Raw genomic sequence first — 15,567 nt, forward strand, 5'->3', positions numbered from 1 at the left:
CTAGGCGCCGGGAACAGTGCCGCCCCGCACGGCCCGCTCGCGGTCGGCTCCCGGCCCGATGCTGGTGAACAGCGCCCACTGCAGGCCGGCGATGACCAGCCCGCTGATCAGGAACACCGGGAACACCAGGTCGAACGCGTCGGCGTCCACCGGCGCGGGCCGGGACGGGATCACCACGACGTGCACGGCGGCCATCCCCGTGTAGTGCATCCCGCTCACCGCGATGGCCATGACCACGCCGGCGCCCAACCGCGCGAGCGTGCCCCGCACGACCACGGTGAACCAGAACGCCACCGTCGCGGCCACCACGGCGATCACCACGGACAGCGCCACCAGCAGCGGGTCGTAGCCGATGTCGCCCTGGAAGCGGACCGCGGCCATGCCCAGGTAGTGCATGAACGCGACGCCCACGCCGGCCACCGCGCCGGCGCACAGCAGCCGCGGCCCGCTGAACCGTCGCAGGGTCACCTGGGAGAGGCCGACGAAGACGACGCCGATGCTGACCACTGCGGACAACACCGTCAGCCACACCGAGTAGCGCACCTGGGTTCCGGTGATGGAGAAGCCGTACATGGCGATGAAGTGCATGAGCCAGATCGCCACGCCGCCGATGGCGACGGCGCCGCCCGCCGTCCACAGCATCGCGACCCGGTGGCCGCGGTCCCGGTGGGCCCGCGCCGCGCAGGACAGGCCGATCAGTGAGCCGACGAACGAGGTGACGCAGGCGAGCACCACGGGCCACGGGCCCATCGAGAAGTGCTGCATCGTTCCGTGGTCCATGATCATGACGGCCTCGATCCGGTCGTCGGCGACCATTGCCGCGTCGCGTGCTCGACGAGGTCGGTCAGCACGTCGCGGACGGCGCACCGCTCCCGCACGTCGCAGTCCACCACGGGTACGACGGGGGAAAGCCGCAGCACCGCGCGGATCTCGTCCGTGGTGTGGCCGGCGGCGTCGTGGCGGCGGTTGACCACGACCACGAACGGCATCCCGAACCGGTCGAAGTAGTCGATGGCGGCGAGGGACTCGGCCAGCCGGGCACAGTCCACGAGCAGCACCGCGCCCATGGCGCCGCGGGCGATGTCGTCCCACATGAACCAGAGCCGACTCCGGCCCGGGGTGCCGAACAGGTAGAGCGCCGGCCCGGCGTCCAGGGTGACGCGGCCGAAGTCCAGCGCCACCGTGGTGGTGGGCTTGCCGGTCGGCGTCGCGGCATCGTCGACGCCACGGCCGGTCTCGGTGATCTCCGCCTCCGTGGTCAGCGGCTCGATCTCGGACACCGCCCCGACGAACGTCGTCTTGCCCACGGCGAACCCGCCGGTGACCATGATCTTGGTGGGCGTCATGGGACGCACCGGTGCGAGGGTCACGGCGTCGACTCCAGGTTCGTTCTCAGCTCGGGCGTCAACAGCCGCCCGACCTTCTGCCGCAGCGCCATCATCTCGTAGGCGAGCACGCCGATGTCGCTGTCCGGCGAGGCGAGCACCGCCAGGCACGAGCCCTCGCTGACGGTCATCGTCAACAGCAGGCCACGGCGCATCTCGACCACCGTCTGGTCCACTTCGCCGCCCTCGAACAGCGTCGCCGCGCCCTTGGTCAGGCTCTGCAGGCCGGACACCACCGCAGCCAACTGGTCCGCGCGGTCGCGCGGCAGCGAGTCGGAGGCGCTGAGCAGCAGACCGTCGCTGGAGACCACCACGGTGTGCGCGGCGCCCGGCGTGCTCCTGGTGAACGAGCTGAGCAGCCAGGTGAATTCGTCCGATGTGGACAGACTCGGGGTTGTCACGGAATTGCCCTTCCAGTGGTGTGATGCGACTCGGCCCCCGTCGGCACGCTGCCGCGCAGCAGCAGCGCGCCCTTCACGCGGCGCGGCAGGCCGGCCGCGGTGACCCCGGCGGTGACCGGGCTGTCCAGGGGGTCGCCGGTGCGCCAGAGCTCGTCGAAGTCGGTGCGCCAGGTGCGGTCGTCGTCCTGCCGCCCGGTGGACCGGAACCACGCCGAGGCGACGGCCTCGTAGATGGGCGTGCCCTCGATCGGCTCGTCCAGCGGCCAGGCGGGTTCCTCGGGCTGCTCGGCGGGCGCCGGCGGCAGGTCGCCGGCCGCCTCCCGTTCGGCGAAGTGCCGGCGGGCGGCGATCACCGTCGCCATCGCGAAGTTGCGCTGCTCGGGCACCTCGGCCGCGGGCGCCGGCACCGGCGCGGTCTGCGGCGGCTGCCGGTCGATGGGGCGTAACAGGTCCGCCGGCAGGTCGACCTCGGCGACCGTGCCGGCGCCGGTGTTCGGCCTCAGCCGGACGGCGATCCGCCGCCGGGCGGCGAGCCTGCTCACCACGAACAGGCCCATCCGCCGCGTCGCCGCGGCCTCGATCGACGCCTGGTCGGCCAGCTGCCGGTTGAGCGTGGCGAGTTCGGCCGACGGCAGCCCGACGCCCTCGTCCGCCACGCAGATGCGCAGCGCGCCGTCGGAATCCGCCGTGCAGGCCACGGTGACCTGGGTGTCCGGCGGGGAGTACGACGTGGCGTTGTCCAGGAGTTCGGCGAGCAGGTGCACGATGTCGCTGACCGCGGAGCCGATCACCACCGCTTCCGGCGTCGGCTCCAACGTGATCCGGGTGTACTGCTCGACCTCGGACACCGCGGCCCGCAGCAGTTCGGCCACCGGCACCGGCTGGCTGGTCGACCTGCGCAGCGTGGCGCCGGCCAGGACCAGCAGGTTCTCGCTGTTGCGCCGCATCCGGGTGGCCAGGTGGTCCAGCTTGAACAGCCGTTCCAGCTGGTCGGGGTCCAGCTCCTCGGCCTCCATGCCGTCGATCATCTTCAGCTGGCTCTGCACCAGGCTCTGGGTGCGCCGGGACAGGTTCACGAAGATCTCGTTGACGCTGTGCCGCAGCGCCGCCTGCTCCACCGCCAGCCGCACCGCCGAGGAGTGCACCTCGTCGAACGCCCGCGCCACCTGGCCGATCTCCTCGGTGGTGGTGACCTCGACCGGGGCCGGCCGGAAGCGGTCGACGCCGGACGTGTCGTGCGCGATCCGGTCGATGACGCCGGGCAGGTCTCGCTCGGCGATCTCCAGCGCCCGCCGCCGAAGCGTCCACAATGGACGGATCAGGGTGGCGGCGAAGTACAGCGCGATGGCCAGCCCCACCAGCAGCGCGCCGGTGATCAGGGCGGTGTCGCGCAGCGAGCTCGTCCTCGACGACACGCCGAGGCCGTCGATGGCGCCGCGCAGCGACTCCCACAGCGAGCTCTCCAACGCGGTCAGCTGGTCGGTCACCGACTGCGCGGCCTGCTGCCACGCCTGCGTCGACAGGCCCGGCGACCGCCCGGTCTCGACGCGGGACACCGCGCCGTCCCGGAGCTGACCGAGCCGGGACAGGGCGTCCGCGTCGACCGCGCCGGCGTACCCGGTCCACCGGTCCGGCGTGAGGTCTTCCCGCAGTTCGCCGAGGGCGTTGTCGGCCAGCGCGCCGGCGACGCGCACCCGGCCGACCCCGTCGGCCGATATGCCGTAGCCCGCCGTCGCCATCGCGAGCACCGTCTTCTCGACCTGCACCTGCTCGATCGCCCTGCCCACGTCGGCCAGCGCGGCCGCGGCGGTGCTGATCGACTGGTCGCCGGCGTCGTCCTTCTCGGTCACGCCGAGGGCGAGCAGCGGCACGATGATCGCGGAGTAGTCGTCGAGCACCGCGAACCGGCCGGTGTCGCTGGAGTCGGCGGCCCGCCGCGTCGCATCGAGCTTGCGCAGCTGCCGGTCGGCGGCTACGGCGATGTCCGTGCCGGCCATGTCCGGGTTGGCGGCCAGTTCCGCGTCGAGTGCGGCGACCGTGCCGTCGACCTGCGCCCGCGCGGCGACCAGTTCCGGCCGCGCACTGCCCGGGACCACCGAGAGATCCCGTTCCCGCTGCAGGCCGTGCGCCACCACGGCCGCGCGGTCCTGCACCGCCACCCGGCCGGTGAGCTCGGCCGCCTGGCCGGCCAGGGCCAGTTCGGCGCTGACCTGGGTGGCACCCAGCACCACCGCGACCACCGTGGGCGTCAGCAGCACCATCGCCAGCTTGGTCCGCAGTGGCCAGTCCGCGACGCGGCGCAGTCGCCACCCGATCGCGCGGATTGCCAGTTCGTGACGCCCACTGGAGGCGGTCAACACGATCACTTCCTCGGCTTGTCGCTACTGCCCCCACCACGACACGACCGTGCGGGCCCGACCTCGATCAGGCGGCATTCCTAACTTGCTGTGACGGAGAGCGCCAGACCCACGCCCCATCGATCACACTTACAGGTGACAGATACCGATTGCTATGTAACGAATGGCGGAGTCACTGCTCACTCAGAGCGGACCTACACAGGGACAACCCGATGTGACGTTCCGTAGTTGTCCCGGCATGCGAAAAAGGCCCTCTCCCGTGGGAAAGGACCTTCGCGAGCGAGCGGTCAGGCGCCGGGAAGGGTGTCGCCCTGCACGGCCTGGATGTCGATCTCCACGCGGAGGGTGGCGCCGATGGCCCCGATGCCGGCTCGCAGCACCTGGTTGTAGGTGATGGCGAAGTCGTCGCGGTGCAGTTCGGTGACGGCGTGGAAGGCGGCCCGGGTGCCGCCCCAGGAATCCGGTCCGGTGCCGAGGTAGGTGAGGTCCAGCTGCACGGGACGGGTGACGCCGTTGAGGGTCAGCTCCCCCTCCAGCGCCCAGCGCTCCTCGCTCAGCTGCGCCAGCCCGGTGCTCCGGTAGGTGATCACCGGGTGGTGCTCGACGTCGAGGAAGTCCTTGGAGCGCAAGTGATCGTCACGCATCTTGTTGGCGGTGTCGATGCTGGCCGCCTGGATCACGGCGGTGACGGTCGACTGCTCCACCGGCTGCGCGACCTGGACGGTGCCGCCGAACTCGTCGAACCGGCCGCGCACGCTGGACATGCCGAGGTGCCGGGCCGCGACGTTGATGGACGAATGCGCGGGGTCGATGGTCCACACGCCCGGCGGCGGCAGCTCGGCCCCGCCGACCCGGTTCAGGGTGATCGTGCCGAGCGGGGCGGAGCCGCTGGCGGTGACCATCGCGGTGCGCGCGACCGGCGCGTAGCCGGCGGCGGTGAGGATCGCGGTGTACGTGCCGGCGGGCAGCGCGTCGGTGCTGACCACGCCGTCCTGGTCGGCCCCGCTGCGCGCGACCTGGTTGCCGGACAGGTCGGTGACGGTGAGCACCGCGTGCTGCACGGCCCAGCCGTCGCCGGTGCGGACCAGCGCGTGCACGCCTTCGGCCTGGCTCATGGCGAATCCCCTTTAGAAACTCAACTCGATGTCGTGCCTGCTCTGGTTGCCGCCGGCGATCCGCAGGGCACTGGCCGCCGGCGGATAGCCGGTGGCGATGATCGTGTACTCGCCCTCGGGCACGTCCTCGAAGACGTAGCTGCCGTCGGCCTCGGTCGAGGTGGCGGCGACAACGGTTCCCGCGGCGTCCACGAGCGTCACCCGGGCCTCGACGGGCCGCCCGCTGCCGTTGGTGCGCACGACTCCGCGCACGCGAGCGCCGCCCGCCAGTTCGACGTCCTGCGTGACCCGTCCGGTGGCCGGCACGACCACGGTCATGGCCACCGGGCGCAGCGCGGGGGCGCTGACGGCGAGGGTGTAGCTGCCGGCGACAAGATCGTCGAACGAGTAGCAGCCGTCGGCCCCGGTGACGCGCGAGGCCACGACTTCGCCGCGACCGTCGGCCAGCGTCACGGCCGCGGACGCCACGGGCGCGCCACCGGCGGAGTGCACGAGGCCGCTGAGCCCGCTGGTGCCGGTCAGCATCACGTCGACCTGCGCACCGTTGGCGTCCACCATCACGGTGACGGCCTGCGGCTGGTGCCGGGGGGCCGTCACGATCAACACGTGGCCGCCGCTGGCCGCCACGTTGAAGTGGTACGTGCCGTCGACCTCCGAGGTGGTCCGGCCGACCTGCCGCCCCGCCGAGTCGATCAGCGTGAGCGCGGCCCGGCCGATCAACGCGCCGTCCGCGCCGACCACCCTGCCGCGAATGAGCGAGGAGTCCATCAGTGCCGCTCCTGTTCCGAGCCCGTCGCGAAATCCTCCAGCACCTCGAGCGCACCGGCCAGCGCACGCACCTGATCGGCTGGCAGCCGGCTGATCCGGTCGGCGAGGTAGCCGGTGCGGATGCCGCGCATCCGCTCCAGCAGGGCCTCCCCCCGCGGGCTCAGCGCGACGTTGCTGACCCGCAGGTCCTTGGTGCTGCACGTCCTGGTCAGCAGTTCGTGCTCGACCAGCCAGTCCACCAGGCGGGACATGGTGGCGGCGGCGATGCCGACCCGGTCGGCCAGGTCGCTGATGCGCAGCGGCCCGTGCTCGGCCACGGTGGCCAGGGTGACCAGCCGGGTCGGCGTCAGATCGTCGCTCGCGGCGTGCGTCTTCATCCGGTGCGAGATGGCGCTGATGGCCATCTGCAGCCGGCCGGCCAGGTCGTCGGTGCACGCGGCGCTGGGTGCCACGACGTCACCTCCCGAAGACCACGTCTGCTGTGGACAGTTCGCCGGCGCGGGCGCTGACCCGCACGGCGACCGGTTCGTACACGCTGGTCACCACCGTGTAGTCGCCGCTGGGCAGCCCGGTCAGCCGGTAGCTGCCGTCCGGCCCGGTCACCGCCGTGGCCACGACCCGCCCGTCACCGTCCAGTGCGGTCACGGTCGCGCCGGCCACCACCGGCCCGTCGGGCGCGGTGACCACGCCGTGCACGGCCGCCTGCGTCGGCAGTTCGAGGTCCACAGTGGACGGACGCGTGGCGGAAACCCCGATCGGCTCGGCGGTCTGTTCGTAGCCGGGGGCGCTGGCGGTCAGCACGGCGTCCCCGGCGGGCAGGCCCTCGATCCGGTACCGGCCGGCCTCGTCCGCCGCGACCTGGGCCAGGATCTGGCCGTCCACGTCGCTGACGAGGATCGCGGCCAGCGGCACCGGAATGCCGTCGGACCGCACCGTGCCGGCGATCAAACCGCCGCCGGCCAGCTCGAAGTCCTGCACGCCGGGCTTGTCGGTGATGGCGATCGTGCCGGCGGCCGGCCGGTAGCCGGGGGCGGTGACGATCAGGGTGTACGTGCCGTTGCGCAGGTCGACGAGCCGGTAGCCCCCGTCGGAGTCGACGGGCACCCGGTCGACCTGGGAGCCGTCCGGACCGGTCACCGTGACGACCGCGCCGCCGACGCCCGAGCCGCCGCGGGTGTACACCCGCCCGCTCAGCACCACCGTGCCGACCGGCACGACCAGGTCCACGTCGCCGAACGCCCCCTCGCCGGCCACCGCGGCCAGCTCCTCGCCCACCGGCTCCGGCTTGATCGCCTTGTTGCGCTTGCCGACCAGCCAGGAGGCGATCGCCGCGATCACGCAGGCCACCACGGCGAACCAGAACACGACCTGCAGGCCCTCCTGGAACGGCCCGGAGATCAGGTTCGGGAAGAAGCTGCGGCCGGTCAGGAAGCTCGCCTTGTCGGCGGGCAGCTGCTGCAGCACCGGGCCGAGCAGCTGCTGGATCGGGTTGTAGCCGAGGAAAGCGGCGAACAGCACGCCGACCGCGGGCAGCGCGGCCACCTGGTCGGCGGCCGCCTGCGGCACGCCGTTGGAGACCAGGCCCGACGACAGCGTGCCGGGCAGGCTGGCCGACAGGCCGGCGATGATCAGGCTGAAGAAGATGCCGATGGACAGCACCATCGCGGAGTTCTGGAAGGTCGCCGTCATGCCGGCGCCGACGCCGCGGGCGTTGGTGGGCAGGCTGTTCATCACGTCCGCGCGGTTGGGCGAGGAGAACAGGCCCATGCCCAGGCCGTTGACGAGCAGGATGATCGCGAAGATCCAGTAGTTGAAGTCGACCGGCAGCAGGATCAGCGCGACGAAGCTGGCCGCGGTGATCAGCATGCCGCCGGTGGTGAAGGCGCGGGCGCCCAGGCGGTCCGACAGCACACCGGACAGCGGCGCCGACACGAGGAAGCCGACGGTCAGCGGCAGCATGTAGATGCCGGCCCACAGCGGCGTCGACTCGAAGCTGTAGCCGTGCTGCGGCAGCCAGATGCCCTGCAGCCAGATGATCAGCACGAACTGCAGGCCGCCACGGCCCAGGGAGGCGAGCAGGTTGGCGACGTTGCCCGCGGTGAACGCCCTGATCTTGAACAGGCTCAGGTTGAACAGCGGGTTGGCGACCTTCGTCTCGATGACGCCGAACACCACCAGGACCGCGATGCCGCCGATCAGCGAGCCGTACACCCAGGGGTTGCCCCAGCCCATGCTGGAGTCGCCGTAGGGCTGGATGCCGTAGGTGATCGCGACCAGGACGACGATGAGGCCCACCGCGAAGGTGACGTTGCCCCACCAGTCCATCTTGGCCTTCTGGCGGATGCCGTTGTCGTGCAGCTTCAGGTACGCCCAGATCGTGCCGAACACGCCGAACGGGGCGGAGACGATGAAGACCAGGTGCCAGTCCACCGGGGCGAGCACGCCGCCGAGGACGAGGCCGAGGAAGGAGCCGGCGATCGCGGCGACGGCGTTGAGGCCGAGCGCGGTGCCGCGCTGGTTGGCCGGGAAGGCGTCGGTGAGGATCGCGCTGGAGTTGGCCATCAGGAAGGCGCCGCCGATGCCCTGGACCACGCGCCAGCCGATGAGCCAGAGGGCGGCGTCGGTGCCGTTGAACCACGTGACGGAGAGCAGCACGGAGGAGATCGCGAAGATCGCGAAGCCCATGTTGTACATCTTGACCCGGCCGTACATGTCGCCCAGCCGGCCGAAGCTGACCACCAGCACCGCGGTGACGACGAGGAAGCCCATCATCATCCACAGCAGGTAGCTGGTGTTGTCGGGCGACAGCGGGTTGATCCCGATGCCCTTGAAGATGTCCGGCAGCGCGATCAGCACGATGGACGAGTTGATGGTCGCCATGAGCATGCCCAACGTGGTGTTGGACAGCGCGATCCACTTGTACCGCGGACCTAACGCGGCTGTCTTGGCGTGCTGGGCCGTCGACACTGGTCCTCCCCTCGGACGGAACTTGCTTGACGTAGGCTAACCGAAATTGTTGCTTCGCACAACTATCAACGGTCGCCCGGCCATTCCGTCCTCGGGGAGGATGTGCCCGGCATCACACGAAATGCCGGAACTCCGGGTAGCGCGGCCAGCCAGGGTCGCCGGTCTTCGTGAACTGGGCCACAGCGTCGCCGAAGTCGGTGGTCCTCTTGGGCTCCGGCCCCAGCATCGGGCTGTTCTCGAACGCCTCGAAGGTGCCGAACAGGTACGGGATCTCGACGCAGTGCGGGGCGCCCAGCGGGCCCGTCCGGTCGAAGCGGTACGCGAACCCGTTGGCAGCCTCGGCGATCGTGTGCACACCCGGTTCGAAGATGTCCGGGGCGCCGCCGAACGCCACCATCTCGTCCCTGGTGTGACCGATCAGGACGTCCAGATCGGTGAGGTCCGCCTCCGGCCAGGGCTTGGGGTAGCCCGCGCCGGTGCGGACCGGCATCAGCGGGGGCGCGGCTCGGCCCGGCTCGGCCAGCTTCGGCAGCGTGGCCAGGATCTGCTCGACGGTCGCCTCCATCGGGTCGGCGCCGAGGACGTCGAGGAACTTGTCGGCGATCCTCGTGGCCGCTTCCGGGTCGAGCGGCGGCAGTGCGTAAGGACCGCTTTCGAGGACGACCCGGTGCACCAGATCCTTGGTCGCCGGGTCGATCGCCAGGTACAGCGCCGAATACGCCCCCGCCGACTGGCCGCCGACGGTGATCTGGTCCGGGTCGCCGCCGAAGGCCGCGATGTTGTCGTGCACCCAGCGGAGGACGGCTTGCTGGTCCTGCGCGCCCAGATTGTCGGCGTTCAGATCCGGCAGGTAGACGTACCCGAGCGGGCCCAGGCGGTAGTTCGCCGTGACCACCACGATGTCGTGGTTGCCGGCCAGGATGCCGCCGTCGTACCAGTCCCAGCCGCCCGACCCGCTGGTGAAGCCGCCGCCGTGGAACCAGACCAGCACCGGCTTCCGCGTCGTCGTGTCCGTCGTCCAGACGTTGAGGTTGAGGCAGCCGTCCTCCGCCCAGTTCAGTTGGCGCTCCCCCATCACCCAGGCCAGGCGGGACTGCAGTTGCGGCGCCTCCGGTCCCGGCTTCGAGGCGTCACGCGGCTCCGTCCAGACCGGATGCGGCGTCGGCGGCTGAAACCGCTTCGCCGTCGCGTACGGGATGCCCCGGAACGCCGTGACCTTACCGTCGTGGAGGCCCCGAACCGGTCCCGCTGTGGTGTTCACGTCCATGGTTCTGGTCTAGGGCATGCGGGGCACAGATGGGTAGTTTTCGTCGGAAAGAGGGCTGCTCGACGTCGCCGCGCCGCGTTCGCCGGTGCTGGGAGCCGCGGGAAAGCACTTTCCGGAGCGGCGAATCGCCTGCGACAGCACGGTCCTCCGCGTAGTGCTGGGCGCGCAGTCGGAGCCGCTCGACATCGAGTGGGCTGACCACCGTCAGGGGCGGCTGCACGGCATCGAGACGTGCCGCGCAGCCGCCCTTCTACCGCATGGTCGTCGGGGACTGAGCGGCCAACTTCAGGGGCAGGGCAACGGAAAGGCCGGTGACGGGGTGGGCCAGGGCGGCGGAGACCCACTCGGTGGTGGGGCCGTCCTGCCAGCGGAGCTCGCCGGCCTCGACCCGGGGCGGCAAAGGGAAAAGGCAGATGCGGCGGAGCAGGGAACTGAGCAGCAAGGACGGAGCGGGCGGGGAAGCAGGGGCGGCGGGGACGGTGAAGTCGTCCATCCACGCGGCCCAGCGGTCGGCGCCGACGCCGGTGAGGACAACGGTGGCGGGACCGTGCTCCAGGAACACGTGCATGCCGATGGGGCGGGAAACAAGGCCGGGCACAAGGGAATAGAGGGCCCGGACGAGGTCGGCGGATACGTCGGGCATGAGGGACAGCCGGATCTGGTCGGGGCGGGGCTGAACCATCCAGAACACGGGACGCGAGATGGTGGAGGCGGCGGTGAAAACGGCGGCCTCCAGGGACTGCTGAGCGGAACTGAGGGCATCGGGCAGCACGATGCGGCGGACCCGTTCGGGGACGGGGCCGGAGATGTGGCCGAGGAGATGGGCGAGCTCCAACGGGGACAGGTCGGCGAGGGCGGCGCCGACCTCGGGCTCGACGGCCCACTGGGGCTCGCCGGTGTAGGGACGGCGCATCCGCGCGACTGTGCTGACCAAAGGGGAATGACGGGGCATGGGGGCGTCCTCGAGACGGCCGCCCGGCCCGGCGCGCCCGATCCACGGGGAAAGGGGAGGACGCGGTGGGCTATGAGCGAAAACCCTTTGGCGAGAAGCGCCACCGAAGCCGGGGATGCGACGCCGCTCGGCACCCGCGTGTGCCTTGCCACGCACTGTACCGGCCGACGGCGGATCCGTCACCAAGGGTCACCCGGCTGCGCCCGCCTGGAACGCGAGTATGGCCAGCTGCGTCCGGTTGTCCAGGCCCAGCTTGGTCATGGCCCGGCTGACATGCACCTTGACCGTCGCCTCGCTGACCTCCAACCGGGTGGCGATCTCGGTGTTGCCGGCGCCGGTGGCCACCGCCAGCACGACTTCGCGTTCACGGTCGGTGAGGGTGTCCAAACGGGCCTGAGCGGCGGCCTGCTTGGCGACGACACCGCCGGAATAGCGCATGGCCATGCGCTTCAGCACGGAAGGGGCCAGCACGGCGTTGCCGGCGGCGACCATCTCGACGCCGCGGACGAGGTCGTGCGGCGGCGTGTCCTTGAGCAGGAACCCGGCCGCGCCGGCGCCGAGGGCCTCGTAGACGTACTCGTCCAGGTCGAAGGTGGTGAGCAGCAGGATGGGCGGCGGGCCCGACAGCTGATGCAGCCGGCGGGTGACCTCCAGACCGTCCACAGTGGGCATCCGGATGTCGGTGACCACGATGTCGGGGCGGAACTCCCGGACGAGCTCGACGGCCTCGTCGCCGTCGGCACGGTCGGCGACGACCTCCACCCGGCCGCTGCTCTCCAGAATCATCTTGATGCTGAGGCGAACGAGTTCCTCGTCCTCCAACAACACAGCCTTGATCACCGGGGCTCCTTCGGAAACGTCGCGGCCACCTCGAAACCGCCGCCGGCCAACGGCCCCGCGGTGAGGGTGCCACCGGACAGCACGACCCGCTCCCGCATGCCGATCAGGCCGAAACCCGACTTGGGCACGGGAGTGGAGCGCGGCACGCCGACGGTGTTGGCCACCCGCACGTCCAACTGGCCGTCATGATCGCGCAGCACCACCGAGATGTCAGCGCCGGGGGCGTGCTTGGCGGTGTTGACGAGGGACTCGTGCAGCAGCCAGTACACGGCGCGGGCGGTGGTGCCGGGCACCTCGGGCAGCTCCGACGGCAGGTCGGCGTGCACCCGCTGCCCGGCGGCCGACGCCTCGGTGATCAGCTCGCACGCGGCGGCGAGGGTCGGCTGCGGATGCTTCGGCACGAGGTCGGAGTCCTCGGCGTCCTCACGGCGCAGCACACCGAGCAGCTCTCGCAGTTCCTCCATGGCGGTCGCGCCGATCTGCCGGATGCCCTCGGCGAAGGCGGCCATCTCCCCGTTGGACGACACGGCGTACGCGCCGGCCTGCACGGTGATCTGGCTGACCCGATGCGCGACGACGTCGTGCAGTTCCCGCGCGATCCGGGTCCGCTCGTCGGCGACGGCCTTCACGGCGAGCATGTCCCGCTCCAGCTCGGCCTGCCGGGCCCGGTCCCGCAGGCTGGCGATCAGCTGCCGCCGCTGCCCGACCCACAGGCCCAGCAGCATCGGAAACCCGACCATGAGCAGCGGCACGGCCAGCAGCAACAGCACATCGGGGCCGGCCACCTGGTAAGCGAAGGCCAGCTGGAAGCCGGGCCGCCACGGCAGCACCAGGGCCACCCCCGACCAGGCCGCGATCAGCCAGGTGATCCGGGTGTTGCCCCGCTTCACGGCCAGTGTGTACACGGCGAACACGATCGGCACGAACGCGCCGTCGAGCACCTCGACCAGGGAGGCCAGTAGCGCGACCGTGCACGGGAATCGAGTGCGCACGACCAGCACGGCCGAACCGGCGACGGCCACCGCGACCGCCACCGGACCGTCCGGGAGCAGCCCGTACGTGCTGTTGTGCGCCTCCGAGACGGTGAGCCAGCCGACGAACGCGGCCACCACGGCGTCCCGGAGCAGCACCCCGTACGGACCGTCCAACCAGGACACGAGCTTCTTCAGCACACCAGAACCCTAGGCTCAGGCGTCGCGGCGACGCAGCGTCAGCCAGCTCGCGGCCAGGAACACCGCGGCGAGCACGAGCAGCGCCAGCGGCGAGGTCCAGTGGCCGGTGGTGATCAGCCTGGCCGCCGAGGCGAAGGGGATCAGCGACGCGTCGACCTTGGCCAGGGCCAGCAGCGTCTCGATGATGGTCGGGAAGCCGATCATGGCTACCAGCGCGACCGTGGCGTTGCGGCTGACGGCGGCGACGCCGAGCCCGAGCAGCGAGCTGAGCACGGCGAAGACGACGGCGCCGGCGAACGCCTGGCCGATCGCGGCGCCGTCGGTGAACGGCTCCCCGCCGACGGCCTCGGCCAGCAGGGTGACGGCAACGAGGGCGGCGCCGGAGACGGCGCCGAACAGCGCGATGGTGATCGCCTTGGCGCCGAGGATCCGGGCCGGCGTGCGCAGCGTGAGCGTGGTCGTGACGATCGTGCGGTAGCGGTACTCGTGTCCGAAGGCAGCCACACCGACCGCCATCGCCGGCAGCAGCGCCAGCACCAGGAACAGGCCGAGGAACGCGTTGTCGAACCGCGTCTGCACGGGCAGGTCGTGATGGGTCGCCCAGATGAAGGCGAACAGGAACTGGATCACCGGCCCGGTGCCGAACAGCACCCAGGTGGAGCGGAGCGAACGGAGTCGGACGAACTCGTAGCGGACTGCGTCGAGCATCGGGTCAGGCCCTCCCACGGAACTGCGCGGCGCCGGCGGTCGCGGTGAAGAACGCGTCCTCCAGGCTGCTGTGACGGACGGTCAGCTCACGCAGCACGATCCCGGCGTGCATCGCGATGGTGGCGATGGCGTCCGTGTCGTGCGTGGCGACGACCAGCGAGCCGTCGGGGTGCGGAACGACCTGGAAACCGGCGCGGACCAGCAGGTCCGTCAGCAGGCCGGGGTCGCCGGGCCGGACCAGCACCTCCGGCCGGGAGTTGCGGGCGACGAACGCGTCCGTCGACTCGGCGGCGACGAGCCGGCCCTGCCCGATCACCACGAGGGCGTCGGCCAGCACAGCCATCTCGCCCAGCTGATGGGAGGACACGAACACGGTGCGGCCCTCGGCGGCCAGCGCCTTGAGCAGGTCACGCAGCCAGCGCACGCCCTCCGGGTCGAGGCCGTTGGCGGGCTCGTCCAGCATCAGCGTCCGCGGGTTGCCCAGCAGCGCGCCGGCCAGGCCGAGCCGCTGCGACATGCCGAGGCTGAAGCCGCCGGCCCGGCGGTCGGCCACGTCGAGCAGGCCGACGCGGTCCAGCGCCTGGTCGACGCGGTCGGCCGGCAGCCCGGCCCCGGCGGCGATCATGCGCAGGTGGGCGCGGGCGGTCCGGCCGGGGTGCACGCCGCGCGCGTCGAGCATGACGCCGACGGTCCGCGCCGGGTGGGCCAGCTCGCCGTAGCTGCGGCCGTCGAACTCGGTGCGGCCGGCGCCGTGGCCGAGCCCCAGCATCAGCCGCATGGTGGTGGACTTGCCGGCCCCGTTGGGGCCGAGGAACCCGGTCACCACGCCGGGCTGCACGGTGAACGACAGGTCGTCCACCGCTGTCACCGATCCATAGCGCTTGGTCAGTCCGCGCGCGACGATCATCCGCTCACAACCTCGCGGTCCGGCCGTGGCCCGGGTGGTCACGGCTCCGTGGCGTCAAAGATCGCCCGTGCGGGCGTGCCACGTCGTCACCACGAGGTCGAGTTCGGGGTACGACAAAAGGTGTACGGGCCCCTGCGGTGGCCGCGTGGCTCGCGGCCGGTCCGCAGGGGCCAGGTGCACCGCCCACCGGCCCGTCGGGGCCGGCCCTCCGCGTCGGGCGGTGTCGTCTTGACGTGGGAGATCAGAAGTACGTGATGTCCCAGTGGTTGCCCTCGTCGCAGTACAGGTTGCCGGCGGCCGACTTCCACTGCGGGTAGCCGTCGCCGCGCAGGCCGATGTAGCTGAAGCTGTTGTGCACGTAGTTGTCGATGCAGCTGTTGTGCGAGATGTCCACCTTGTAGCCGTTGTAGTGGCTGTAGGTGCCGGAGGCGTGACCGACCTCGGTGCCGCCGGTGATGTTGATCGCGCAGCCGCTGGCGTTGCGCAGGGTGATCACGCCGTTGACGGTGCTGGCGTTGATCTGGTCGAACGAGGTGCAGTGCGGGTTGCTGCGGTCCGTGCAGTTGCCGCTGGAGGACCAGGTGATGCCGGCGGCCCGCAGCTGCGACGCGGCCTGCGACTGGGTCAGCTTGGTCACGGCCGGGGCGGCGCCGGCGACACCGGCGCCGGCGAGCAGGGTCCCGGCGACGGCCGCGGCGACCAGAACGGCTTTCATGAGCACACTCCTC

The 15,567-nt window shown here is 71.3% G+C and carries 15 protein-coding genes and 1 pseudogene; all 16 read right to left on the reverse strand.

Annotated features, from left to right (window positions below; all coding sequences use genetic code 11):
- On the reverse strand, positions 1-816 hold the full coding sequence (locus BJ998_RS08670; RefSeq protein ID WP_246488551.1) for an MHYT domain-containing protein: 816 nt from the start codon (positions 814-816) through the stop codon (positions 1-3).
- Entirely contained in the window at positions 783-1,346 is a 564-nt protein-coding gene (locus BJ998_RS08675; protein WP_184860103.1) for a GTP-binding protein, read from the reverse strand. The genes BJ998_RS08670 and BJ998_RS08675 overlap by 34 nt, the downstream gene beginning before the upstream one ends.
- A 20-nt stretch (positions 1,347-1,366) precedes the next feature.
- On the reverse strand, positions 1,367-1,786 hold the full coding sequence (locus BJ998_RS08680; protein ID WP_312890001.1) for a roadblock/LC7 domain-containing protein: 420 nt from the start codon (positions 1,784-1,786) through the stop codon (positions 1,367-1,369).
- A complete protein-coding gene (locus BJ998_RS08685) occupies positions 1,783-4,146 on the reverse strand; it encodes a sensor histidine kinase (protein WP_184860105.1) in 2,364 nt (787 codons plus the stop codon). The genes BJ998_RS08680 and BJ998_RS08685 overlap by 4 nt, the downstream gene beginning before the upstream one ends.
- Positions 4,147-4,430: 284 nt before the next feature.
- Positions 4,431-5,258 carry a YceI family protein gene (locus BJ998_RS08690; protein ID WP_184860107.1) on the reverse strand — a complete coding sequence of 276 codons (828 nt, stop codon included), beginning with the start codon at positions 5,256-5,258 and terminating at the stop codon, positions 4,431-4,433.
- A 12-nt stretch (positions 5,259-5,270) separates the two neighbouring features.
- The gene (locus BJ998_RS08695; protein ID WP_184860109.1) at positions 5,271-6,026 is read right to left on the reverse strand and encodes an MSCRAMM family protein; all 756 of its coding nucleotides are present in this window, start codon (positions 6,024-6,026) and stop codon (positions 5,271-5,273) included.
- Positions 6,026-6,478 carry a MarR family winged helix-turn-helix transcriptional regulator gene (locus BJ998_RS08700; RefSeq protein WP_312890002.1) on the reverse strand — a complete coding sequence of 151 codons (453 nt, stop codon included), beginning with the start codon at positions 6,476-6,478 and terminating at the stop codon, positions 6,026-6,028. Before BJ998_RS08700 ends, BJ998_RS08695 begins: the two co-directional genes overlap by 1 nt.
- 4 nt (positions 6,479-6,482) lie before the next feature.
- The gene (locus tag BJ998_RS47260) at positions 6,483-7,004 is read right to left on the reverse strand and encodes a carboxypeptidase-like regulatory domain-containing protein (protein ID WP_376775988.1); all 522 of its coding nucleotides are present in this window, start codon (positions 7,002-7,004) and stop codon (positions 6,483-6,485) included.
- Positions 7,002-8,912, reverse strand: a pseudogene (locus BJ998_RS08705) (MFS transporter); the annotation flags it as partial. The gene BJ998_RS47260 and the pseudogene BJ998_RS08705, both read right to left, overlap by 3 nt.
- A 193-nt stretch (positions 8,913-9,105) precedes the next feature.
- The gene (locus BJ998_RS08710; protein ID WP_184860111.1) at positions 9,106-10,260 is read right to left on the reverse strand and encodes a carboxylesterase family protein; all 1,155 of its coding nucleotides are present in this window, start codon (positions 10,258-10,260) and stop codon (positions 9,106-9,108) included.
- Between the two features lie 250 nt (positions 10,261-10,510).
- Entirely contained in the window at positions 10,511-11,173 is a 663-nt protein-coding gene (locus BJ998_RS08715) for a hypothetical protein (RefSeq protein WP_184860113.1), read from the reverse strand.
- 228 nt (positions 11,174-11,401) lie between these two features.
- A complete protein-coding gene (locus tag BJ998_RS08720; protein WP_184860115.1) occupies positions 11,402-12,052 on the reverse strand; it encodes a response regulator transcription factor in 651 nt (216 codons plus the stop codon).
- A complete protein-coding gene (locus tag BJ998_RS08725; protein ID WP_184860117.1) occupies positions 12,049-13,224 on the reverse strand; it encodes a sensor histidine kinase in 1,176 nt (391 codons plus the stop codon). The genes BJ998_RS08720 and BJ998_RS08725 overlap by 4 nt, the downstream gene beginning before the upstream one ends.
- Before the next feature lie 15 nt (positions 13,225-13,239).
- Complete coding sequence (locus BJ998_RS08730) at positions 13,240-13,932, reverse strand: ABC transporter permease (RefSeq protein ID WP_184860119.1); 693 nt, start codon at positions 13,930-13,932, stop codon at positions 13,240-13,242.
- 4 nt (positions 13,933-13,936) lie between these two features.
- Positions 13,937-14,839: an ATP-binding cassette domain-containing protein gene (locus BJ998_RS08735; protein WP_184860121.1), complete on the reverse strand. Its 903-nt coding sequence runs from the start codon at positions 14,837-14,839 to the stop codon at positions 13,937-13,939.
- 241 nt (positions 14,840-15,080) lie between these two features.
- Complete coding sequence (locus BJ998_RS08740; RefSeq protein WP_221337926.1) at positions 15,081-15,554, reverse strand: hypothetical protein; 474 nt, start codon at positions 15,552-15,554, stop codon at positions 15,081-15,083.
- Positions 15,555-15,567: the final 13 nt, after the last annotated feature.

The organism is Kutzneria kofuensis, from assembly GCF_014203355.1.
Taxonomy (GTDB): domain Bacteria; phylum Actinomycetota; class Actinomycetes; order Mycobacteriales; family Pseudonocardiaceae; genus Kutzneria; species Kutzneria kofuensis.

Bases quoted from the DNA above. Each gene is read 5' to 3' on its own strand.
- BJ998_RS08690 (WP_184860107.1), bottom strand. From the start codon at position 5,258: ATGAGCCAGGCCGAAGGCGTGCACGCGCTGGTCCGCACCGGCGACGGC.
- BJ998_RS08675 (WP_184860103.1), bottom strand. From the start codon at position 1,346: ATGACGCCCACCAAGATCATGGTCACCGGCGGGTTCGCCGTGGGCAAG.
- BJ998_RS08695 (WP_184860109.1), bottom strand. From the start codon at position 6,026: ATGGACTCCTCGCTCATTCGCGGCAGGGTGGTCGGCGCGGACGGCGCG.
- BJ998_RS08730 (WP_184860119.1), bottom strand. From the start codon at position 13,932: ATGCTCGACGCAGTCCGCTACGAGTTCGTCCGACTCCGTTCGCTCCGC.
- BJ998_RS08740 (WP_221337926.1), bottom strand. From the start codon at position 15,554: ATGAAAGCCGTTCTGGTCGCCGCGGCCGTCGCCGGGACCCTGCTCGCC.
- BJ998_RS08710 (WP_184860111.1), bottom strand. From the start codon at position 10,260: ATGGACGTGAACACCACAGCGGGACCGGTTCGGGGCCTCCACGACGGT.
- BJ998_RS08715 (WP_184860113.1), bottom strand. From the start codon at position 11,173: ATGCGCCGTCCCTACACCGGCGAGCCCCAGTGGGCCGTCGAGCCCGAG.
- BJ998_RS08735 (WP_184860121.1), bottom strand. From the start codon at position 14,839: ATGATCGTCGCGCGCGGACTGACCAAGCGCTATGGATCGGTGACAGCG.
- BJ998_RS08670 (WP_246488551.1), bottom strand. From the start codon at position 816: ATGGTCGCCGACGACCGGATCGAGGCCGTCATGATCATGGACCACGGA.